Consider the following 20,942-nt stretch of genomic DNA (forward strand, 5'->3'; position numbering starts at 1 on the left):
CCAGTATTGAGAACAATCCGCCGCCCCGTCTCCGGGCTGCCAAACCGCCTGTGGCAAACTCGCGCGCTTCGCTTTTTTGTTTGACCGAGTTTCAGAGAGTCCGCCCCACCCATGCAGCAGATCGTTCGGCAGTTGGCCGCAGAAATCAAAGTCAGTGAACAACAGGTGCGCGCAGCGGTGGAGCTGCTGGATGGCGGCGCCACGGTGCCCTTCATCGCGCGCTATCGCAAGGAAGTGACGGGCGGGCTGGACGATATCCAGCTGCGTGAGCTGGAGGCGCGCCTGTCTTACCTGCGCGAGCTGGAAGACCGCCGCGTGGCCGTGCTCAAGGCGATTGACGAACAAGGCAAGCTGACCGACGCGCTGCGTGCCGCCATTGCCGCCGCTCCTACCAAGCAAGAGCTCGAAGACATCTACCTGCCCTTCAAGCAAAAGCGCCGTACCAAGGGCCAGATCGCCCGCGAATTCGGCATCGAGCCGCTGGCCGACAAGCTGTTTGCCGACCCCACGCTGGACCCTACCGTGGAGGCCGCTGCATTCACCAAGCCACCCGAAGTGCTGGACGACGGCAAGCCCGGCGCCGATTTCTCCACCGTGCCTGCCGTGCTCGACGGCGTGCGCGACATCCTCTCCGAGCGCTGGGCCGAAGACCCGGCGCTGGTGCAAAACCTGCGCGAGTGGTTGTGGGCCGAGGGCCTGCTGCGCAGCAAGAAGGTGGACAGCAAGAACGAGAACGACCCCGAGGTCTCCAAGTTCCGCGACTACTTCGACTACGACGAGCCGATTGGCCGCGTGCCCTCGCACCGTGCGCTGGCGGTGTTCCGGGGGCGTGGGCTGGAGATTCTGGAAGCCAAGTTGGTACTGCCGGTGGAGCCCGAACCCGGCAAGCCCAGCATGGCCGAAGGCAAGATTGCCCTGCACCTGGGCTGGAGCCACCAGGGCCGCAAGGCGGACGATCTGATCCGCAAGTGCGTGGCCTGGACCTGGCGCGTGAAGCTGAGCCTCTCTACCGAGCGCGACCTGTTTGCCCGCCTGCGCGACGAGGCCGAGAAGGTGGCGATCAAGGTGTTTGCCGACAACCTGCGCGACCTGCTGTTGGCCGCACCGGCCGGCCCGCGCGTAGTGATGGGGCTGGACCCCGGCATCCGCACCGGCGTGAAGGTGGCCGTGGTGGACGCCACCGGCAAGCTGGTGGAGACCGCCACGGTGTACCCGCACGAGCCCAAGCGCGACTGGGATGGCTCGTTGTTCACGCTGGCCAAGCTCGTGGAAAAACATGGCGTGAACCTGATTGCGATTGGCAACGGCACGGCCAGCCGCGAGACCGACAAACTGGCCGCCGATCTGATCAAGATGGCCGCCAAGGCCGACCGCGCCATCGAGAAGGTGGTGGTGAGCGAGGCGGGTGCCTCGGTGTATTCCGCCAGCGAATACGCATCGCAAGAGATGCCCGATGTGGACGTGAGCCTGCGCGGCGCCGCCTCCATTGCCCGCCGCCTGCAAGACCCGCTGGCCGAGTTGGTCAAGATCGACCCCAAGAGCATCGGCGTGGGCCAGTACCAGCACGATGTGAACCAGAGCGAGCTGGCCCGCACGCTGGGCACGGTGGTGGAAGACTGCGTGAACTCTGTGGGTGTGGACCTGAACACGGCCAGCGTGCCGCTGCTCTCGCGTGTGTCGGGCCTGTCGGGCAGCGTGGCGAAGGCCGTGGTGCGCTGGCGCGAGGCCAACGGCGCGTTCAAGAGCCGCAAGCAGCTGATGGAAGTGGCGGGCCTGGGCGCCAAGACCTTTGAGCAGAGCGCGGGCTTCTTGCGCATTCGCGGCGGTGACAACCCGCTGGATATGACCGGCGTGCACCCCGAAACCTATCCCGTGGTCGAGCAGATCATGGAAAAGACCGGCAAGCCGGTGGCCGAGTTGATGGGCCGGGCCGACATGCTCAAGACCCTGAAGCCCGAACTGTTCGCCAACGAAAAGTTTGGCGTGATCACCGTCAAGGACATCCTGGCCGAGCTGGAAAAGCCCGGCCGCGACCCGCGCCCCGACTTCAAGGTGGCGCGCTTCAATGACGGCGTGGAAGACATCAAGGACCTGAAGGAAGGCATGATCCTGGAGGGCACGGTGAGCAACGTGGCCCAGTTCGGCGCCTTTGTGGACCTGGGCGTGCACCAGGACGGTCTGGTGCATGTGAGCCAGCTGGCGCACAAGTTCGTGAACGACGCGCGCGAGGTGGTCAAGACGGGCGACATCGTCAAGGTCAAGGTCATGGAAGTGGACGTGGAGCGCAAGCGCATTGGCCTGTCGATGAAGCTGGACGCCGCACCACCACGCCAGGGCGGTGACCGGGGCGCACCCCGTGACAACCGCTTTGAGGGCGCAGGCCGTGGCTATGCACAGCCCCAGCGCCGTGGCCCCGAGCCTGTGCAGCAGTCGGCCATGGCGTCGGCATTTGCGAAGTTGCAACAGGCCAAAGGCCGCTGACGCAGCCCGCTGTGCCGCCGGTGGTTTTTTGGCCGTGCAGGGGCCCATAATCGCCAGCACCTGAACCAACCACCGGCGCCGTACCCCATGGAGTTGAACGCACTGCTGGCCCAACCTGTGGCACTGCCCAGCCTTCCGCGCGCCGTTGCGTTGCTGATGAGCGAGCTGGCCCACGCTGAGCCCAGCCTGCGGCGCCTGAACCAGCTGTTTGGCACCGACCCGGCCCTGGCCGCGCGCCTGCTGGAGCTGGCCAATTCCCCCACCTTTCAGCTGCCCGGGCAGATTGCGGGTATCCCAGAGGCGCTGGCGCTGCTGGGCACTGCACAGCTGCGCACGCTGGTCACCTCGGCTCCGCTGGGCACTACGTCACGCTCGGTGCCCGGGGTCAACATGCAGCAGTTTTGGCGCTACAGCCTCAACACCGCCAAGCTCGCGCGCTCGCTGGCGGGCATCGTCCACCACAACCAGATCGCGGCGTATACCGCCGGTTTGCTGCATGCCCTGGGCGAGCTGGTGATCCACCTGGCCGACCCTGAGAAGGCCCAGTCGGTCAACACCCTCGTGGCGCCGTTTGACCTGCGCCGCGACAAGATCGAGCAGCGCATCTTTGGCTACAGCTATGGGCAGGTCACCGCGGGCTGCGCGCGCCGCTGGCAACTGCCTGAGGTGGTGATTGATGCCCTGCAGCACCAGCATGCGCCGTTTGACAACAAGGTGTACGAACCCTTAGCAGGCGTGATCCACCTAGCCGCCTGGCGCGCCCGCGCCCGCGAGGCCGAGCTGAACGAGAAGGAGCTGGCAGTGTCCTTCCCCGGCGAAGTGGGGCTTGCCCTGGGGCTCGACATCGACATGGTGCTGCAGCAAGACCCCATCGACTGGACGGCCCGGCCGGAGGCAGCGGCGGACTTCATCGTCTAGCAGCCCGGTAGCGGGTCAGGCGGTTACCGTGGGAAGGCGCTGCTGGGGCGGTCTACGGATTGACTGTGCCGCCCCAGCCGCTTTGCGACAATCGGCGCCATGAAAGCACTGCGCATCCACGCTGGCCCCCGCGCCCGCCAACACCTCGAACAACAGGGCCTGCAGCCCGCTGATGTGGGGGTGATTCCGGCAGCTGCCGGTGGCCCCAAGGGGCTGATCCTGGGGCCGATGGACCGTTTCATCTTTGGGGAATGGCTACCGCGCTCTGACCAGCCCGTGCACCTCGTGGGCGCCTCCATCGGCGCCTGGCGCATGGCAACAGCCTGCCTGCAGCAGTCGGTGGCGGCGTTTGAACGGCTGGAACACGACTACATCCACCAGGACTACGAGTTGCCACCCGGCAAAAAGCGTCCCACGGCTGCCCATGTGAGCGAGCGGTTCGGCCAGAACCTGGAGGCCTTCTATGGCGGGCGGGTGCAGGAGGTGCTGAGCCACCCGCGCTACCGCCTGCACATCGTCACATCCCGGGGCCGCCATGTGCTGGGGCGCGAACATGCGCTGGGTACGCCCCTGGGGTATCTGGGGGCGTTCGTGACCAACACCGTGCACCGCAAGGCGATGGGGGCCTGGCTGGAGCGGGTGGTGTTTTCCTCGTCAGGCGCCGCCTTGCCTTTTGCCACGACCGATTACCGCACCCGGCAGGTGGGGTTGAGCGCAGACAACTTCATGCAAGCGCTGCAGGCCAGCTGCTCGATCCCGTTTGTGTTGCAGGCCGTGCACAACATCCCGGGCGCGCCCCGGGGCGCCTACTGGGATGGGGGCATCACCGACTACCACCTGCATCTTGCCTATGGTCTGCCGAACAGTGGTGCTTCTGAATTGATAGCTGCTCAGGCAATGAGTACTAGCGCTTCCGGCGGAAAAGGCTTCAAAACCGCGTCCGAGCCGTTGCGTGCGGGTGCTGGCGGCATCGTGCTCTACCCCCACTTCCAGCACCGCGTTGTGCCGGGCTGGCTGGACAAGGGGCTGAAGTGGCGCCACAAGGCCACGTCGGCGCTCGACAACATGGTGGTGCTGTCACCCGACCCGGACTGGGTGCGCCGATTGCCCAACGCCAAGCTGCCCGACCGCAACGACTTCACCCACTACGGCACGGACAGCCGTGCCCGGGCGCAGGCGTGGCTGACGGCCACGCGCGCCAGCCAGCAGCTGGTGGATGAGTGGCGCGAATGGCTGGAGCGGCCGGACATGGGCGCGGTGCAGCGGTTGTAGTGCGGCGGGGCCGCAGCGCCATCGTCGCCCTCCAGGACCGCTGCGCTGGCAGCAGGATTCTCAGGTCGAGGCAGACCGGCGCGCTGCCTCTTGCACCGCCCGGGCCGCATGGCGTGCAGCGTGGTCGCGGGCCCAGGGCAGCACAGCGGCTGCAGGCATGGGCTTGGCAATGCCGTACCCCTGCGCGCGTTCGCAGCCCAGCTCCAGCAGCTTGGCGCAGTGCTCGGCGGTTTCGACGCCTTCGGCCACCACATGGCGGTGGAACGCAGCCGCCAGCGCCACGATGGCTTTGACGAGGGTGAGGTCGTCGCCGTCCTCCAGAATGCCGCGCACGAACGATTGGTCGATTTTGATGGTCTCGGCAGGCAGGCGCTTGAGGTACGACAGGGACGAAAAGCCGGTGCCAAAGTCGTCGAGTGCAAAACGCACGCCCAGGGCTTGGCAGCTTTGCATCATGCGGCGCATGTACTGCATGTCTTCCAGCGCGGCGGACTCCAGGATCTCCAGCTCTAGCCGCGAGGGAGACACCTCCGGGCAGGTGTGCAGGATGTCCTTGAGCCGCTGCACAAAGTTGGGCCGGTGGAAGTGGGACGCTGCGATGTTGACGCTGACCTCCCAACCCATGCCAGCGTCGCTCCATACCCGCATCTGTGCCAGGGCCTGGCGCAGTACCCATTCGCCCAGTTCAACCTGCAGGTCCGTGTCCTCCACCAGCGGCAGCACGTGCTGCGGGCCCAGCAGCCCCTCCTGCGGGTGTTGCCAGCGCAGCAGGGCTTCCAGCCCGATGATATCGCCGGTGCGCAGGTTGACCTTGGGCTGATAGTGCAGCACCAGCTCGCCCGCGTGCAGTGCGCGGGCCACCCGGGTCTGGCGGGTGTGCTGGGTCTGCACGGCGTGGTCGTGCTGCACATCGAACACGTGCAGCTGGTTGCGCCCGAAGCTCTTGGCCTGGCACATGGCCTGGTCGGCGTGGCGCAGCAGGGTGTCGGGGTTGGCGTCGTCTTGGGGAAACACGGCCACGCCAATGCTGACGGTGATGTTCACCAGGCGGTCGTCAATCGCATAGGGCGCGGCCAGTTGCTGCATCAGCACGGCCAGGCGCGCCTCGATGGCGGGCACATCGGGCTGTTCGCCCAGCAGCAGCACAAACTCGTCGCCGCCCATGCGGGCCACAGCTTCATGGGCCGTGATGAAGGCGCCCAGGCGCCGGGCCACTTCCTTGAGCAGGCGGTCGCCCACGCGCTGGCCAAAGGTGTCGTTCACCGCCTGGAAGTGGTCCAGGTCCAGCATGCACACTGCCAGCAGCAGCTGATGGTTTCGGGCCACAAACAGGGCGTGCGTCAGCTTTTCGGCCAGCGCCGCGCGGTTGTACAGGCCGGTGAGCGCATCGTGGCGCGCATGCCAGGAGATCTGGTGGCGCAGGTTGCGTGTTTCGGTCACGTCGCGGAACACCAGCACGCAGCCTGTGGCGTGGCCGCTGCCCTCGCGGATGGCGGCGGCCGTGTACTCGATGGCGTAGCGCTCGCCGGAGCGGTGGATCAGTACCTCGTAGGTGGCCTGCTGCAGCCCGCCAGGCTGCGTGTCGCGTTCGGCGGCCGCGCTGGCGGTGCGGCTGGCGGGCTCTTCGTACAGGCGAAACACGTCGTCCAGCTGCCGGCCCAGCGCCTGGTCGGCGGTAAAGCCGGTCATGAGTTGCGCGGCCTCGTTGATGGTCTCGATGCGCCCACCCAGGTCGGTGGTGATGACGCCGTCCCCGATGGAGGCCAGGGTGACCTCGGCACGTTCCTTTTCGGCGCGTAGGGCCTCCTGGGCGCGTTTGCGTTCTGTCACGTCCACCAGCGTGCCGATGGTGCCGGCCAGTTCGCCGTTGGTGCTGGTGAAGGGCGCTTCGTAGTAGGCCATGTCCAGCGGGGGCTGGTGGGGCGGACGGATGCGGATCTCGTTGTCGTGCGCGCTGGCGATGTGGGCCGACCGTTCCGGGGCCAGTTCTGCGGGCAGATTGGCCCCTGCTGCGCCGTCAGCGCCCGGCTGCGACTGGAACAGGCGCTGCCAGGCGCGGTTGGCGTCCAGGTAGGTGCCGTCGGCATGGCGCACAAACACGGGAAGGGGCAGGGCATCGATCAACTGGCGGGTGAAGTGCAGTTGCTCGCTTTGCTGGCGCTGCGTTTCATGCAAGGACAGCACCAGGGACTGCACCTTGCCCGCCATGTCGTTGAAGGTCTCGGCCATGGCGCGGGACTCCAGCGTGCCGGTGACCTCCATGCGCGTGCTCAGATAGCCCTGGCGAAACGCGTCGGTGGCCTGGGCCAGGCGCTGCAGCATGCGGGCATTGGCCCGCAGCAACAGCGTCAGCAAAAAGAAGATGGTGAAGATGTTGAGTGCCGAGATGCGCGCCTGCACCAGCACCGTGGCCCACACCTGGTCCGCCAGGGGCTGCGGGTGGGCCGTCACTGTCAGTCGGCCCGATGTGCCATCTGCCAGCGCCAGGCCGGACTGCTGCACGGGGGCGGACAGGTCCAGCCAATCGGTAAACCATTTGGGAGCAACGGCGGGGTAGGGAAAGGCGGTGACCTCGATGGCGGGCTGGTCAGCGGCCTGCCACTTGATGGACGCCACTGCCGGCGCGGCCTGCGCCAGCCCCTCGGTCAGGATACGGGTGATGGTGTCGGCATCGGGCGCGGGCTCGGCGGCCAGACGCAGCTGCAATGGGTCGCTGGCGCGTCGCAGTTCGGTGGAGCCTTGCTGCATGGCTTCGTCAGTTTCTGCAGCCAGCAGGTAGTGGTAGCGCACCCCCGTGACCAGCAGGATGATCGCCACGATGGACACATACAGCCGGGGGTAGGTGCCCCGCAGAAGCCAGGTGGTGAGATTTCCGGTGCGCATTGACGGTGGTCCTCCCCACAACCCCTGTGGTAATGAATGGTTAATTAATTGTTGACAGCGGCGAGTCTATCTTGTGAGAAGTTGTGAGCGCGGTTTTGCCCAGCACCACCGGCGGGGTGTTGCTGATGTGTGACGTTTTGTAAAACTGCGGAGCTGCCGGCGCGCGCAAGGTGCTCCTGACAAGGGCACCGGCACGCGCTGGTCTCCCGCGCCATGGGCTGCCGGGCTCAGGTGCGCGGCGGTTGCCCCGAGTGCGACGCGGCTGGGCTCAGAGCGACTGCGTCAGCATGTCGCGGTACTCCTCGGGCGTGGCGATGCGCGGGTTGGTCTTGTGGCAGTGGTCGGCCATCGCACCCTTGATGATGTCGTCGAACATGCTTTCGGTCACGCCCATGGCCGCCAGGCCCGTGGGCAGGCCCAAGCGGGCGTTCATGTCGCGGATGGCTTCGGGGATGTCACCTGCGCTGGCCAGGCCCATGGCGTGGGCCATGCGTTCCAGGCGCTTTTCCTTCTGCACCGATTCGGCCTGCGCGTTGAAGCGCACCACGGCGGGCAAAAACATGGCGTTGAGCGTGCCGTGGTGGAGGCGCGGGTTCACGCCGCCCAGGCTGTGGCTTAGCGAGTGCACCGCGCCGAGGCCCTTCTGAAAGGCCATGGCGCCCTGCATGCTGGCGCTCATCATGTGCAGGCGCGCATCGCGGTCGCTGCCGTTTTTGGTGGCCTGCTCGATGTTCGCCCAGCCGCGTGTGAGGCCGTCCAGCGCAATGCCGTCGGCGGGGGGGTTGAACGCGGCGGACATGAAGGTCTCCATGCAGTGGGCAATCGCATCCATGCCCGTGGCGGCCGTGAGCATGGGGGGCAGGCCCAGCGTGAGCTCGGGGTCGCAGATCGCCGTCTTGGGCACCAGGTTCCACGAGTGAAAGCCGAGCTTGCGGTGGTCGTCCACGATGATGATGGCGCCGCGGGCCACCTCGCTGCCCGTGCCGCTGGTGGTGGGCACGGCAATCAGCGGCGCAGCGCGGTCGGTGATGCGCGGGGAGCCGCCCTCGATGGTGGCGTAGTGGGTGAGGGGGCCTTCGTGCGTGGCGGCAATCGCGATGCCCTTGGCGCAGTCGATGGCCGAGCCGCCACCCACGGCAATCAGGCCGTCGCAGCCCTGGGCTTTGTACATCTCCACCGCAGCGCGCACGGCGGCCTCGGTGGGGTTGGACGGGGTCTGGTCAAACACGGCCACCGTCATGCCCGGCAGCGCATCGAGCGCCTTTTGCAGCACGCCTGCGGCCTTCACGCCGGGGTCCGTCACGATCAACGGGCGGGTGATGCCCACGCGCTCGCATTCCTGCTTCAGCAGTTGGACAGCGCCGAATTCAAACTGGATCTGGGTGACGTAGTAGATGAAAGCCATGGTGCAACAGAATGTGTGAATGGGAGTGCCAGCGATTACGATAGCTCGCCAGCCCTTGAAACGAGTTCTGAGCTCACTTTATAAGGAGGAGACACGCGTGAAAACGAAGCAAACCCTGATGGCGGCTCTGGTAGCCGTCGCATCTGTGACAAGCGCCCAGGCCCAGTGCCTGACCGACGCACAGGCCGCCGACCTGGTGGCCAACTATGTCGCCAAGACCCCCGCCGCCAACCCCGAGAACCTGACGGACGCCGACGGCGCCTGCACACGCGGCAAGGTCAACGCCTTGCTGGCCCAGCGCATGGGCAAGGTGATTGGCTACAAGGCGGGCCTGACCAACCCCGCCGTGCAAAAGCGCTTCAACACCGACAAGCCCGTGTGGGGCAAGCTCTACGAGGGCATGGTGCTGCCCAGTGGCGCCGCGGTGGATGCAGCCTTCGGTGCCCGCCCCCTGTACGAGGCCGACATGCTGGTGCGCGTGAAAAGCGCGGCCATCAACCAGGCCAAGACCCCCATGGACGTGCTGGACGCCGTGGACCAGATCATCCCGTTCATCGAGCTGCCCGACCTGATGGTGCAGGCGCCGCCCAAGCTCAACGGCGCGGGCGTGACCGCCATCAACGTGGGCGCGCGCCTGGGTGTGGCGGGTGCCCCGATTGCGGTGCCGGCGTACCGGGGCGAGCGTTTTGCCATGCTCCAGGCCCTGGCCGACATGAACGTGTCGCTGACCGATGGCGCGGGTGCGCGCCTGGGTGGCGGCAAAGGCAGCGACATCCTGGACCACCCGCTCAACGCGGTGGTGTGGCTGGCCGGTGCGCTCGCGCAGGAAGGCCTGGCCATGCAGCCGGGCGACCTGATCAGCCTGGGCTCGTTCTCCGCATTGCTGCCGCCCAAGGCCGGTTTGTCGGTGACGGCCACCTACGACGGCTTGCCCGGCGCTGCACCCGTGCGACTGAGCTTCAAGTAACCCACCCCGCAGCGGCCCGCCGCCGTGCGGGCAGTTGTCTTTTTTGCCGAGACCCCGACCGTTGCCCGACCTGCACATCCACCACACCCGCCTGACCCTGCAGATGCGCAGCGTGCTTGAACGCATGGCCCGCGCCGGGCACCCGCCGCTGCACACGCGCACGCCGCAAGAGGCACGCATCGCCTACCAGGCAGGCGCGGACGTGCTGGAGGTGCCCAAAGCCGCGCTGGCGCGGGTGGAAGACCTGCAGATCCCCACCCGCGACGGCGCCCAACTGCCCGCAAGGCTGTATGCACCCAGCACCGACAAGGGCCTGCCCGTGCTGCTGTACACGCACGGCGGCGGCTTCACCATCGGCAACATTGCCACGCACGACATCCTGTGCCGCGAGCTGGCGCGTCTGGCCGGTTGCATGGTGGTCTCGCTGGACTACCGGCTGGCGCCCGAGCACCGCTTTCCCACGGCCAGCAATGATGCGTGGGATGCCTTGCAATGGCTCGCTGCCAACGCTAAGCGCCTGGGCGCTGACCCGCAGCGCCTGGCCGTGGGCGGCGACAGCGCAGGCGGCACGCTGGCTGCCGTCAACGCTATCCTGGCGCGCGATGCGGGCCTGCCTCTGGCGCTACAGCTGCTGATCTACCCCGGCTGCGCAGCGCATCAAGACACGCCTTCGCACGCCACCTTTGCGCGCGGCCTGGTGCTGGAAGAGCCCGCCATCAGCTGGTTCTTTGGCCACTACGTGACCACGCGCGAGGAGCGCGAAGACTGGCGTTTTGCGCCGCTGCTGGCGCCGGATGTGGAAGGCGTTGCGCCCGCCTGGATCGGCCTGGCCGAATGCGACCCGCTGGTGGACGAAGGCGTGGACTACGCAGACAAGCTGCGCCTGGCGGGCGTGCCCGTGGACCTGGACATCTACCGGGGCGTGACCCACGAATTCATCAAGATGGGCCGCGCCATTCCCGAAGCGCGCAAGGCCCACGCCGACGCAGCCCGTGCGCTGCGGCTGGCTTTTCACCTGGAGTAAACGAACCCATGCAACGCAGTGATTTCCGTTGTTTCCACCGCCTGCGCGTGCGCTGGGCCGAGGTGGACATGCAAAAGATCGTGTTCAACGCGCACTACCTGATGTACGTGGATACCGCCATGTCCGAGTACTGGCGTGCGCTGGCGCTGCCGTACGAGGCGAGCATGCTGGCGCTTGGCGGCGAGATGTATGTGAAGAAGGCCACTGTGGAGTACCACGCCTCGGCGCGGCTGGATGACACGCTGGATGTGGGCCTGAAGTGCGCGCGCATCGGCAATTCGTCGTGCCTGTTCACGGCGGGCATTTTCTGTGGCGACCGGCTGCTGATTTCGGCCGAACTGGTCTATGTGTTTGCCGACCCTGCCACGCAGACCTCCCGCCCCGTGCCGCCCGCACTGCGCGCCATCTTCGAAGGCTTTGAAGCGGGCGCCGAAATGGCCGAGGTGCGCACGGGCGACTGGAACACCCTGGGCCGCGATGCCGGCCGCGTGCGCACCGATGTGTTTGTGCACGAGCAGGGCATCCCGGCCGAGGTCGAGGCCGATAGGCATGACATCTCGGCGCGCCACGCTGTGCTGTACAACCGGCTGGGCATGCCCGTCGCTGCAGGCCGCCTGCTGCAGCACGCACCCGGCGTGGGCCGCATCGGCCGCATGGCGGTGGACCGGTCGGTGCGCGGCGCGCAGTGGGGTCGCCAATTGCTGGATGCGCTGGTGGACGCGGCGCGTGCCCGGGGCGATGCTGAAGTGCAATTACACGCCCAGCGCAGCGCCGAGGGCTTTTACCGCCGTGCGGGGTTCGCGGTGGTGGGCGAGCCGTACGAAGAGGCGGGCATCGCGCACATTGCCATGGCCCGCAAGCTCTGAGGGTTTGCTATTGAAAAGAGAGCTGTTCGGGCATGTTCGACTAGCGCATTCGCCCGATTTGGCTCAAATATCGTCCAGCAGGGGGTAGGGCAGGGGCAACAACGACAGCGGCACGCCGTCGGCTGCCCCCACTTGCAGCGCACCCTCTTGGGCGGCGCTGATCTGCAGCGACACGATGGTGTCAAACCCGCCGCCCGGCGCGGCGGCCACCTGCACCACGGTGCCGCAGGGTTGTTCCAGGTCGCTGGTGTTGAACACCTCGGCTCCCACCGCCACCTCGGCCGCCGCGTGGGCAATGTAAGCACGGCGCTTGAGCGTGCCCCGGAACTGGCTGCGCGCCACCACTTCCTGGCCGGGGTAGCAGCCTTTCTTGAAGTTCACGCCGCCCACCGATTCATAGTTGAGCATCTGGGGCACAAAGGCTTCGACCACTGGCGTGGTCAGCGTGGCGACGCCGCTAGCGACTTCGCTCCAGAGCCACAGCGTTGCATCTAGCGCAGGGCCTGCGGGCGCGGGCTCCGTGGCGGGGGCCACCCACAGGGCGCGCGGGGTGCCGTTGGCGGGGTACAGGTGCACCACCGTTGCAGTGCCTAAATCGGCCTTGGACCAAGCTGGTTGTGCGCTACCAGCTACGGCATTGATAGCGTCTCCAGCGATGCCATACAGCGCAAAGTCACCGGTGGCATCCGTCAACTTGGCCTTGGCGCGCAGTACAAACATCGACAGGCGCTTGAGCGTGGCAGGCAGCAGGTCACGGCTGCAGACCAGCAGCACCTCGGTGGCGCTGCGCTTGAAGCCGATGAAGCTGGCCTGCATGCGGCCCTTGGCCGACAAGAACGCCGCCAGGCGGGCCTGGTCCATGCCCAGCAGGGCGAAATCCTGGGTGAGCTGGCCGTGAAGAAACTTGGCGGCGTCTTCGCCTTCCACGCGAATCACGCCGAGGTGGGACAGGGGGGCAATGCCATGCAAGGGGTAAGTCATCGCTGAATTATGATGCCCTGATTCATACATATTGGTAGCAGGGTTGTGCGACGTTTACTGGCTTTGATCGTGTTGGTGGGGATCGCACTGGGCGGCGCTGCGTATTGGTGGCTGCACCAGCCGCTGGAGCTGGGCCCGGAGCCGCTGGAGTTGGCCATCGAGCCCGGCACCACGCCGCGCGGCGTGGCCCGCGATGTGGTGGCGGCTGGGGTCAAGACGGACGCGCGCCTGCTCTACGCCTGGTTCCGCGTCTCGGGGCAAGACCGCGCCATCAAGGCTGGCAACTACGAACTCCCGCCTGGCACCACGCCCATCAGCCTGCTGCAAAAGCTGGCCCGGGGCGAAGAGGCGCTACGCGCACTTACCCTGGTGGAAGGCTGGAACTGGCGCCAGGTGCGCCAGGCGCTGGCCAAGGAAGAGCAGCTCCGACACGACGCTGCCGCGCTGACCGACGAAGCGCTGATGGCCCAGCTGGGCCGCCCCGGCGTGGCGCCCGAGGGGCGGTTCTTCCCGGACACCTATACCTACGCCAAAGGATCCAGCGACATCGCCTTGCTGCGCCGGGCGATGCACGCCATGGACCGCCATCTGGAGGCAGCCTGGGCCCAGCGCGCGGCCGATACGCCGCTCAAGTCAGCGGACGAGGCGCTGACGCTGGCCAGCATCGTGGAAAAGGAAACCGGCAAGGCCAGCGACCGGGGCCAGATTGCGGGCGTGTTCGTCAACCGCCTGCGGGTGGGCATGCTGCTGCAGACCGACCCCACGGTGATCTATGGCCTGGGCGAGAAGTTCGACGGCAACCTGCGCAAGCGCGACCTGCAGACCGACACCCCCTGGAACACCTACACCCGCCCCGGCTTGCCGCCCACGCCCATCGCCATGCCCGGCAAGGCCTCGCTGCTGGCCGCCGTGCAGCCCCAGGCCACGCGCGCGCTCTACTTTGTGGCCAAGGGCGACGGCACCAGCCACTTCAGTGCCTCGCTGGAGGAGCACAACCGCGCCGTCAACCGCTACCAGCGCGGGCAGCAGTAAACCGTTTCTTGAACCAAGGTGCCCATGTCACGACCCGGTCTGTTCATTTCGTTTGAAGGTATCGACGGTGCAGGCAAGTCCTCGCACATCGAGGGCCTGGCTGCGGCGTTCCGTACCCAGGGCCGCACGGTTACCGTGAGCCGCGAGCCGGGCGGCACACCGCTGGCCGAAAAGCTGCGCGAGATGGTCCTGAACGACCCCATGGATGCGCTCACCGAGTCGCTGCTGATCTTTGCTGCCCGCCGCGATCATCTGCGCAATGTGATCGAGCCCGCTCTGGCCCGGGGCGACGTGGTGCTTTGCGACCGGTTCACCGACGCCACCTTTGCCTACCAGGGCGCAGGGCGCGGCTTTGATCTCGGTGTGCTATCAACTTTGGAGCGCTTGGCCCAGACGGGACTGGCGCCTGAGGCCAATTTGATGCGTGAGCCCGATCTGACGGTGTGGTTTGACCTGGCGCCCGAGGTGGCGGCCGAGCGCCTGGCGGGTGCGCGGGTACCCGACCGCTTCGAGGCCCAGCCGGTCGAGTTCTTCCGCCGCGTGGCCCAGGGCTATGCAGACCGCGCCGCTGCAGCGCCCCAGCGTTTTGCGCGCCTGGATGCAGCGCAGGATCGCCATCGCGTGTGGCAGCAGCTCACCAGCGTGTTCGTGCGCAAGGGCTGGCTGGCCATCATGGTGGCCACGCAGGGAGGGCCGCAATGAGCGAAGCCACTGTGGCGCTGGCGCCCTGGATCGCCGCACAGCGCACCAGCCTGCTGGCCCAGCGCGGCCATGCTTGGCTGCTGCAGGGGCCGTCGGGTCTGGGGCAGTACGCCCTGGGGCTGGAAATGGTGCGCGCATGGCTGTGCGATGCACCCACAGAGCGGGGCGCCTGCGGCGAGTGCGGCAGCTGCCACGCCATCGATGTGCGCACCCATGCCGACCTGTGCGTGCTGATGCCCGAGGTGCAGATGATGGCGTTGGGCTGGCCCCTGTCGGAAAAGGCCCAGGCCGACATCGACGACAAGAAGCGCAAGCCCAGCCGCGAGATCCGTGTGGAAGCCATGCGCGATGCGGTGGAGTTTTCGCAGCGCACCTCGGCGCGTGGCAAAGGCAAGGCCGTGCTGGTCTACCCGGCCGAGCAGATGAACCATGTGACGGCCAACGCATTGCTCAAGACGCTGGAAGAACCGCCCGGCGACGTGCGTTTTGTGCTGGCCAGCGAGGCTGCGCACCAATTGCTACCCACCATCCGCAGCCGGTGCCTGGGTCACACCATGGTCTGGCCGGCCGAGGCCGATAGCCTCGCGTGGTTGCAGGCCAAAGGCCTGGCCCGGGATGCGGCAGCGTCGTTTCTGCGCGCGGCAGGCGGGCGGCCCGAGGATGCCCTGGCGCTGGCCCAGTCCGGCCGCAGCCCGCAGGCCTGGTCTGCCTTGCCGCAGGCGGTGGCACGGGGCGATGTGACGGCGCTGGGCGACTGGGCTCCGGCCCAGGTGATCGATGCGCTGCAAAAGCTCTGCCACGACCTGCTGGCCGCCAGCGTGGGCGCCGCGCCACGCTACTTTGCTCCGGCCGACCTGCCCAAGACGCCGCCGCTGGGCGCGCTCACACGCTGGTCGCGCGCGCTGTCGAAGGCCGCGCGCACGGCAGACCATCCGTTCAACGGGGGGCTCATGCTGGAGGCGCTTGTCGCCCAGGCGCGAAACACCCTACACTCCAGACACTAAGCCGCACCCCCACCCATGAGCAGTCCATCCACCGCGCCCCGTCCCAGCGTCATGCAGCTGGCCATCAAGGAAAAGGCCGCGCTTTATGCCGCCTACATTCCTTTTTTTGCCGAAGGGGGCATCTTTGTGCCCACCCAGCGTGATTACAAGCTGGGCGACGATGTGTATGTGCTGCTGACCTTGCCAGACGACACCCAGCGCTACCCCGTGGCAGGCCGCGTGGCCTGGGTCACACCCGCCCGTGCCGCAGGCAACCGCACCCAGGGCGTGGGCATCCAGTTCCCCAAGGACGAAAAATCCCGCCAGCTCAAGACCAAGATCGAGGAATTGCTGGGAACTGCGCTGGGCTCGGACCGTCCTACCCAGACGATCTGACCGCGCCTCCGCCGCCCCCGTGCCGACCCGCGCTGGCTGGTCGGCTTTTTTGTTTAGGACTTGCGCAAACAAGGATGAATCGCCGGTTTCTTACATGGAAACCACCTTCCTGAAGCACGTTTTGCGCAAGTCGCGTTGTTTTGCTGTCCCATGTTCACCGATTCGCATTGTCACCTCAACTTCCCGGAACTGGTCAGCCAGCTGCCCGCCATCCGCCAGGCCATGGCCGAGGCGCAGGTCACCCGGGCTCTGTGCATCTGCACCACCATGGAAGAGTTCGAGGGCGTGCACGCCCTGGCCCTGGCCCATGACAACTTCTGGAGCACGGTGGGCGTGCACCCCGACAACGAGGGCGTGACCGAGCCCAGTGTGCAGGACCTGCTGGACCGCGCCGCACTGCCCCGCGTGGTGGCGATTGGCGAGACCGGCCTGGACTATTACGGCATGGAAGACCGCAAGGGCGGGCGCAGCATTGCCGACCTGGAGTGGCAACGCGACCGTTTTCGCACCCACATCCGCGCGGCGCGGGCCTGCGGAAAGCCGCTCATCATCCATACGCGCAGTGCGTCCGATGACACGCTGGCCATACTGCGGGAAGAGGGCGAGGATGGCGCAAGCAACCAGGCGGGCGGCGTGTTCCACTGCTTTACCGAGTCCATGCAGGTGGCGCGCGCCGCGCTGGATCGGGGCTACTACATCTCGTTCTCGGGCATCGTCACCTTCAAGAGCGCGCAGGAGCTGCGCGACGTGGTGGCCTTTGTGCCGCTGGACCGCATGCTCATCGAGACCGACAGCCCCTACCTGGCCCCGGTGCCCTACCGTGGCAAGACCAACAATCCGTCGTATGTGCCCCATGTGGCCCGGCAGGTGGCCGAGACCAAGGGACTGGCGCTGGAGGTGGTGGCGGAGGCCACAAGCCGCAATTTCGACCGCTTGTTCCCGGAGGTGATGGCATGAACCTGCAACGACGTTCTGCCCTGGCCGCTGTGGTGCTGGGCCTGCTGTCTGCCCGGGCCTGGGCGGGTGCTTATGAAGACTTTTTTGTGGCCATCCTGCGCGATGATGGGGATGCAATCAATGCGCTGCTGCGCCGCGGCTTTGACCCGAACACGCGCGACCCCAAGGGGCAGGTGGGGCTCACGATTGCCCTGCAAAATGGCGCAAACAAGGCCGTTGCTGCGCTGCTGGCATCCCGCCGGCTGAATGTAGAGGCCCGCAACGCCAAGGACGAAAGTCCGTTGATGATGGCTGCCATCAAGGGCAATGTGGAGGCCGTCAAGGCGCTCATAGCGCGCGATGCCGATGTCAACAAGACGGGTTGGACGCCGCTGCACTACGCCGCATCGGCAGGTTCGCCGCAGCACGCGGTGATCATTTCATTGCTGCTCGAAAACCACGCCTACATCGACGCAGCATCGCCCAACGGCACCACACCGCTGATGATGGCGGCGCATTACGGATCTACCGAGGCCGTGCAGTTGCTGCTGGATGAAGGGGCCGACCCTACGCTCAAGAACCAGCTGGGCTTGACCGCCGCCGATTTCGCCTTGCGTGTGAGCCGTACCGAGTCTGCGGAGAGAATCGCCGCGGCCATTCGGAAGCGCCAGCCCAACCGGGGCAAGTGGTAGCCAAGTAGCCAGGGCAGGCGCCAGCAGCACATAGCGGGCTGGTGCAAAGCGGGCCCTACGGACTGTTTAGAAATCAGCAAAGGCCAGCACCAGTCGTGCCGCGCCTGCTTAGTCAGCGATGGTCCCTGAGCCCGCCGCGGCGCGTGTCTGCAGCCGCGCATACAGTCCACCCTGCGCCATCAACTCGCTGTGGGTGCCTTGCTCGGCGATGCGCCCGCGCTCCATCACCACCACGCGGTCGGCATGCTCGATGGTCGAGAGCCGGTGCGCAATGACCAGGGTCGTGCGCCCTTGCATCAGGCGCTGCAGGGCTTCCTGCACCAGGCGTTCCGATTCGGTGTCCAGCGCCGAAGTCGCCTCGTCCAGGATGAGGATGGGGGCGTCCTTGTACAGGGCCCGTGCAATGGCCAGCCGCTGACGCTGCCCGCCGGACAACTGCGTGGCGTTGTGCCCCACCACCGTGTGGATGCCCTGCGGAAGACCGGCCACGTGCTCGGCGAGGTTGGCGGCAGCGAGGCATTCCCGCACCCGGGTTTCGTTCACTGCCTGGCCCAACGCCACGTTGGCGGCAATGGTGTCGTTGAACATCACCACGTCCTGGCTGACCATCGCAAATTGCGACCTAAGGGAAGCTAGGTCCCAGTCCTGCAAGGCATACCCGTCGACGGCGGCGGTGCCTGCGGAAGGCAGGACAAAACGCGGCAGCAGGTTGACCAGCGTGGTCTTGCCGGCGCCGGAAGGGCCCACCAGCGCCACGATCTCGCCCGGGGCCACCTGCAGGTTGACCCCGTCCAGGGCGGGGGCGTGGTCCGCGCCAAACGACACGGTGACGTTGCTCAGCGTGAGCGCGCCTTGCACGCGGTCCTTGCGGTAGGTGCCGCCGGTTTCTGCACCGGTGTCACCCAGCAGCCCCAGGCCCCGCTCCAAAGCGGCGACACCCCGGGTCACGGGGCTGGCCACATCCGCCAGGCGCCGGATGGGTGCGATCAGCATCAGCATGGCCGTAATGAACGACACAAACCCGCCCACGGTCACGTCCTTCACATCGACGGCGCCCCGGCTCTGCCACAGCGCAATGCAGATCACCACCGACAGCGCGGCGGCGGCCAGCAACTGGGTCAGCGGCGTCATCGCCGCAGAGGCGATGGTGGACTTGATGGCCAGACGGCGCAGGCTGCGGCTCAGGTCGGCAAAGCGCTGCGCCTGACCGCCTTGTGCGCCATGCAGACGCACCATGCGATGTGCCAGCACGTTTTCTTCGACCACATAGGCCAGCTCGTCCGTGGCCTGCTGGCTGCTCTTGGTGAGGTGGTACAGCCGCCGCGACAAGGTCTTCATGATCCAGGCGACCCCTGGAACAACAACGGCAACGATCAGTGTGAGCTGCCAATTGAGGTACAACAAATAGACCAGCAGCGCGACCAGCGTGAACCCGTCGCGCGACAGGCCGAGCAGGGCCTGCACCAGCAATGTCGCACCGGTCTGCACTTCATAGACCACCGTATTGGAGAGCGCGCTGGCCGACTCGCGCCCAAACAATCCCATCTCAGAGGCCAGAACACGATCAAACAGCGCCTGGCGCAGTGTCAGCATGCCTTCGTTGGCAATGCGTGCCAGCGCGTACTGGCCCACAAACTGGGCCACGCCACGTACGAAAAAGACCCCCAGAATTGCCAAGGGCACCATCCACAGTTGCAACGTGCCCTGGGTAAAGCCCTTGTCCAGCAGGGGTTGCAACAGGGCGGGGATCAAGGGCTCCGTGATGGCGCCCACCAGTGTGGCAACAATGGCCAGGCTCCAGGCCATTCGCTGGTCGCCAAAGTACACCGACAGCCGCTTCAGGCGCGCCATCAAGGTGGTGGGGGGATTGGGGGCGGAGGCAGGCGTCGTGCCCGTGTCGGTGGCTTGCATGTCGGCCGGATTCTACGTTTGTGCCATGTGAAGCCTGTCCAGCACGATGTGTCGCGCACAGTTTGTCACAGGGGGCTCGCCGCTGTGTGTAACATTCGGGTTTGCCCTTTCGGCACTTGTTCGGCCACTGCTGGATGCCAATGACCACAGATCGAATCTCCCAACACCCATCCCCCGCAGCCCCGCTGCTTCCCCTGCGCCGCCAGTTGCTGGCCGCACTCATCGTCTCTCCATCCATTCCCGCGCTTGCTCAGTTCCGAGTGGAAGTCACCGGCGTCGGGCTGACCCAGTTGCCCATCGCCATCGCCCCGTTTCGCGGTGAGGCGCAATCACCACAAAAAATCGCGGCCATCGTCCAGGCCGACCTGGAGCGCAGCGGGCAATTCCGCGCCATTGATGCTACTGGCGCCGCGCTGGACGAAACCGCACGGCCAGATGTCGCGCTGTGGCGCCAGAAAAGTGCGGATTCGCTGGCCACTGGCAGCGTCACGCGGTTGGCGGATGGGCGCTTTGATGTGCGCTTTCGCCTGTGGGATGTGGTCAAGGGGCAAGACCTGGGTGGGCAGAGTTTTGTCGTTACGCAGGGCGACCTGCGCCTGGTCTCGCACCGCATTGCCGACTTCATCTACGAAAAGCTCACCGGCGAGCGCGGCATCTTCTCGACGCGCATTGCCTATGTGACCAAGACCGGCCCCCGCTACAGCCTGTGGGTAGCGGATGCCGACGGCGAGAATGCTCAGTCTGCGCTGTCGAGTCCCGAGCCCATCATCTCGCCCGCGTGGTCTCCGAATGGCGGCCAGCTGGCGTACGTGTCGTTCGAATCGCGCAAGCCGGTGGTGTATGTGCACGATGTGGCCACAGGTCGCAGACGCTTGATCGCGAACTTCCGTGGCTCCAACAGTGCACCAGCCTGGGCACCAGACGGCCGCACGCTGGCAGTGACATTGAGCCGCGACGGTGGTTCGCAGCTGTACACCATCGACGCCAATGGCGGCGAGCCGCGCCGACTGATGCAAAGCTCTGGCATCGATACCGAGCCCGTGTTCTCGGGCGACGGCCGCAGCATCTTCTTCGTGAGCGACCGGGGCGGTGCGCCGCAGATCTACAAGGTGGGCGCGTCCGGTGGCAATGCGGAGCGCGTGACCTTTACCGGTACCTACAACATCTCGCCCAGTGTGAGTCCCGACGGTCGCTGGCTGGCCTACATCTCCCGAGTGGGGGGGGCGTTCAAGCTGCATGTGATGGACCTGTCCACGGGCACCGTCAATGCAGTCACTGACACGACGGCCGACGAAAATCCCAGCTTTGCACCCAACAGCCGCCTCATTGTTTACGCCACCCAGCAGCAGGGCCGTGAGGCCCTCATGACCACCACGTTGGACGGCAAGATCAAGGCGCGTCTCGCCGGCCAGGCCGGCGACATCCGCGAGCCGGACTGGGGCCCGTTCCAAAAGCAATGAACTTATCTGCACTTTCAGTTATCAAGCCTTCAG

General features: G+C 66.4%; 17 protein-coding genes. 13 read left to right on the top strand and 4 right to left on the bottom strand.

Annotated elements, in window-relative coordinates; genetic code table 11:
• The first annotated feature begins 111 nt into the window (after window positions 1-111).
• The 3 genes from DNK89_RS00755 (at window position 112) to DNK89_RS00765 (ending at window position 4,671) form a co-directional block, all read left to right on the top strand.
• Window positions 112-2,481, top strand: coding sequence for a Tex family protein (locus DNK89_RS00755; RefSeq protein WP_110958510.1), 2,370 nt, complete (start codon window positions 112-114; stop codon window positions 2,479-2,481).
• A gap of 87 nt (window positions 2,482-2,568) precedes the next feature.
• Window positions 2,569-3,399 (top strand): HDOD domain-containing protein, encoded by an 831-nt coding sequence (locus DNK89_RS00760; protein ID WP_015013848.1) that lies wholly within the window; start codon window positions 2,569-2,571, stop codon window positions 3,397-3,399.
• Between the two features lie 99 nt (window positions 3,400-3,498).
• Window positions 3,499-4,671 (top strand): patatin-like phospholipase family protein, encoded by a 1,173-nt coding sequence (locus tag DNK89_RS00765; RefSeq protein ID WP_110958511.1) that lies wholly within the window; start codon window positions 3,499-3,501, stop codon window positions 4,669-4,671.
• A gap of 60 nt (window positions 4,672-4,731) precedes the next feature.
• On the opposite strand, the gene DNK89_RS00770 is transcribed toward DNK89_RS00765, so the two are convergent.
• A complete protein-coding gene (locus DNK89_RS00770; RefSeq protein ID WP_110958512.1) occupies window positions 4,732-7,554 on the bottom strand; it encodes an EAL domain-containing protein in 2,823 nt (940 codons plus the stop codon).
• Between the two features lie 268 nt (window positions 7,555-7,822).
• Window positions 7,823-8,959 (bottom strand): iron-containing alcohol dehydrogenase, encoded by a 1,137-nt coding sequence (locus DNK89_RS00775; protein WP_110958513.1) that lies wholly within the window; start codon window positions 8,957-8,959, stop codon window positions 7,823-7,825.
• Window positions 8,960-9,056: 97 nt separating this feature from the next.
• On the opposite strand from DNK89_RS00775, the gene DNK89_RS00780 reads away from it, so the two are divergent.
• The 3 genes from DNK89_RS00780 to DNK89_RS00790 all read left to right on the top strand — a co-directional run bounded on the left by DNK89_RS00780 (window position 9,057) and on the right by DNK89_RS00790 (window position 11,816).
• Window positions 9,057-9,926, top strand: a complete 870-nt coding sequence (locus DNK89_RS00780; protein WP_110958514.1) for a 2-keto-4-pentenoate hydratase — start codon at window positions 9,057-9,059, stop codon at window positions 9,924-9,926.
• Window positions 9,927-10,029: 103 nt separating this feature from the next.
• Window positions 10,030-10,950 (top strand): alpha/beta hydrolase, encoded by a 921-nt coding sequence (locus tag DNK89_RS00785; protein WP_203422192.1) that lies wholly within the window; start codon window positions 10,030-10,032, stop codon window positions 10,948-10,950.
• An 8-nt stretch (window positions 10,951-10,958) separates the two neighbouring features.
• Entirely contained in the window at window positions 10,959-11,816 is an 858-nt protein-coding gene (locus DNK89_RS00790) for a YbgC/FadM family acyl-CoA thioesterase (protein ID WP_015013854.1), read from the top strand.
• Window positions 11,817-11,879: 63 nt separating this feature from the next.
• Here the strand turns inward: DNK89_RS00790 and DNK89_RS00795 are convergent, their stop codons facing one another.
• Window positions 11,880-12,797: a folate-binding protein YgfZ gene (locus tag DNK89_RS00795; RefSeq protein WP_110958516.1), complete on the bottom strand. Its 918-nt coding sequence runs from the start codon at window positions 12,795-12,797 to the stop codon at window positions 11,880-11,882.
• Between the two features lie 45 nt (window positions 12,798-12,842).
• Here DNK89_RS00795 and mltG point away from each other — a divergent pair, with 45 nt between their 5' ends.
• From mltG to DNK89_RS00825, 6 genes are all read left to right on the top strand, one after another.
• Window positions 12,843-13,829 (top strand): endolytic transglycosylase MltG, encoded by a 987-nt coding sequence (gene mltG / locus DNK89_RS00800; RefSeq protein ID WP_238990649.1) that lies wholly within the window; start codon window positions 12,843-12,845, stop codon window positions 13,827-13,829.
• Between the two features lie 24 nt (window positions 13,830-13,853).
• Window positions 13,854-14,531 (top strand): dTMP kinase, encoded by a 678-nt coding sequence (tmk, locus tag DNK89_RS00805; protein ID WP_110958518.1) that lies wholly within the window; start codon window positions 13,854-13,856, stop codon window positions 14,529-14,531.
• Window positions 14,528-15,535: a DNA polymerase III subunit delta' gene (locus DNK89_RS00810; RefSeq protein ID WP_110958519.1), complete on the top strand. Its 1,008-nt coding sequence runs from the start codon at window positions 14,528-14,530 to the stop codon at window positions 15,533-15,535. The genes tmk and DNK89_RS00810 overlap by 4 nt, the downstream gene beginning before the upstream one ends.
• Window positions 15,536-15,550: 15 nt before the next feature.
• Window positions 15,551-15,910: a PilZ domain-containing protein gene (locus tag DNK89_RS00815; protein ID WP_110958520.1), complete on the top strand. Its 360-nt coding sequence runs from the start codon at window positions 15,551-15,553 to the stop codon at window positions 15,908-15,910.
• 150 nt (window positions 15,911-16,060) lie between these two features.
• Window positions 16,061-16,867 (top strand): TatD family hydrolase, encoded by an 807-nt coding sequence (locus DNK89_RS00820; RefSeq protein ID WP_015013860.1) that lies wholly within the window; start codon window positions 16,061-16,063, stop codon window positions 16,865-16,867.
• The gene (locus tag DNK89_RS00825; RefSeq protein ID WP_110958521.1) at window positions 16,864-17,538 is read left to right on the top strand and encodes an ankyrin repeat domain-containing protein; all 675 of its coding nucleotides are present in this window, start codon (window positions 16,864-16,866) and stop codon (window positions 17,536-17,538) included. Before DNK89_RS00820 ends, DNK89_RS00825 begins: the two co-directional genes overlap by 4 nt.
• Window positions 17,539-17,646: 108 nt before the next feature.
• Here DNK89_RS00825 and msbA read toward each other — a convergent pair whose 3' ends face one another.
• A complete protein-coding gene (gene msbA, locus DNK89_RS00830) occupies window positions 17,647-19,449 on the bottom strand; it encodes a lipid A export permease/ATP-binding protein MsbA (protein ID WP_110958522.1) in 1,803 nt (600 codons plus the stop codon).
• 140 nt (window positions 19,450-19,589) lie between these two features.
• On the opposite strand from msbA, the gene tolB reads away from it, so the two are divergent.
• Complete coding sequence (tolB, locus tag DNK89_RS00835; protein ID WP_110958523.1) at window positions 19,590-20,909, top strand: Tol-Pal system beta propeller repeat protein TolB; 1,320 nt, start codon at window positions 19,590-19,592, stop codon at window positions 20,907-20,909.
• The last annotated feature ends 33 nt before the right edge of the window (window positions 20,910-20,942 follow it).

The organism is Acidovorax sp. ST3, from assembly GCF_003231145.1.
In the GTDB taxonomy this organism is placed as follows: Bacteria; Pseudomonadota; Gammaproteobacteria; order Burkholderiales; family Burkholderiaceae_C; genus Acidovorax.

Bases quoted from the DNA above. Each gene is read 5' to 3' on its own strand.
- DNK89_RS00755 (WP_110958510.1), top strand. From the start codon at position 112: ATGCAGCAGATCGTTCGGCAGTTGGCCGCAGAAATCAAAGTCAGTGAA.
- DNK89_RS00760 (WP_015013848.1), top strand. From the start codon at position 2,569: ATGGAGTTGAACGCACTGCTGGCCCAACCTGTGGCACTGCCCAGCCTT.
- DNK89_RS00765 (WP_110958511.1), top strand. From the start codon at position 3,499: ATGAAAGCACTGCGCATCCACGCTGGCCCCCGCGCCCGCCAACACCTC.
- DNK89_RS00770 (WP_110958512.1), bottom strand. From the start codon at position 7,554: ATGCGCACCGGAAATCTCACCACCTGGCTTCTGCGGGGCACCTACCCC.
- DNK89_RS00775 (WP_110958513.1), bottom strand. From the start codon at position 8,959: ATGGCTTTCATCTACTACGTCACCCAGATCCAGTTTGAATTCGGCGCT.
- DNK89_RS00785 (WP_203422192.1), top strand. From the start codon at position 10,030: ATGCGCAGCGTGCTTGAACGCATGGCCCGCGCCGGGCACCCGCCGCTG.
- DNK89_RS00790 (WP_015013854.1), top strand. From the start codon at position 10,959: ATGCAACGCAGTGATTTCCGTTGTTTCCACCGCCTGCGCGTGCGCTGG.
- DNK89_RS00795 (WP_110958516.1), bottom strand. From the start codon at position 12,797: ATGACTTACCCCTTGCATGGCATTGCCCCCCTGTCCCACCTCGGCGTG.
- tmk (WP_110958518.1), top strand. From the start codon at position 13,854: ATGTCACGACCCGGTCTGTTCATTTCGTTTGAAGGTATCGACGGTGCA.
- DNK89_RS00810 (WP_110958519.1), top strand. From the start codon at position 14,528: ATGAGCGAAGCCACTGTGGCGCTGGCGCCCTGGATCGCCGCACAGCGC.
- DNK89_RS00815 (WP_110958520.1), top strand. From the start codon at position 15,551: ATGAGCAGTCCATCCACCGCGCCCCGTCCCAGCGTCATGCAGCTGGCC.
- DNK89_RS00820 (WP_015013860.1), top strand. From the start codon at position 16,061: ATGTTCACCGATTCGCATTGTCACCTCAACTTCCCGGAACTGGTCAGC.
- DNK89_RS00825 (WP_110958521.1), top strand. From the start codon at position 16,864: ATGAACCTGCAACGACGTTCTGCCCTGGCCGCTGTGGTGCTGGGCCTG.
- msbA (WP_110958522.1), bottom strand. From the start codon at position 19,449: ATGCAAGCCACCGACACGGGCACGACGCCTGCCTCCGCCCCCAATCCC.
- tolB (WP_110958523.1), top strand. From the start codon at position 19,590: ATGACCACAGATCGAATCTCCCAACACCCATCCCCCGCAGCCCCGCTG.